The organism is Streptomonospora wellingtoniae (assembly GCF_031845375.1).
Lineage (GTDB): Bacteria > Actinomycetota > Actinomycetes > Streptosporangiales > Streptosporangiaceae > Streptomonospora > Streptomonospora wellingtoniae.
The window spans coordinates 1-479 of sequence record NZ_JAVREK010000069.1; the positions used below are offsets into that span (position 1 = coordinate 1).

Consider the following 479-nt stretch of genomic DNA (forward strand, 5'->3'; position numbering starts at 1 on the left):
AGGGAACAGGCTATACAGTGGACTCACATCGTTTGGAATTTTATGGTACATGTCCAACGTGTCAACAGGATAAAAAAATTCAATAGGAACAAGCTCTTTTCATGCAGGCATACTAAGCTAACATATGAAAAGCTTGTTCCTTTTTCTATACCTGCATTTGGAGATGGCATTTTGCGGTTAAGGTAACGGGGATCCCAGTAGACAGCCATCCATTTTTCATGCTGGATTCATAATCGGGATCGGAACATGATTCTCCAATGCGAATCATTTGACTCTTTATTAATAGGACGCTATCCGTTGATACCCTGACGTCCACAGAAGGAAGAGGAGTAAACACCTTCTCCCCATTTTCCTGATGCTTTCCTACTGCGATGACTGGACAATCTTCGGTACCTAAAAGTTCAAAGATCGCCCATTGTACCTGCTTTTCTATTGTGGGGAATCGGCAGGATAAAGGCTTTGTGGAGATCAAACATCTT

General features: G+C 42.2%; 1 protein-coding gene. It reads right to left on the reverse strand.

Going from position 1 to position 479, the window contains the following annotated elements:
- Window positions 1-145: 145 nt before the first annotated feature.
- Window positions 146-479 (reverse strand): hypothetical protein (locus RM446_RS24660; RefSeq protein WP_311547838.1); only part of this gene is annotated, 334 nt, incomplete at its 5' end.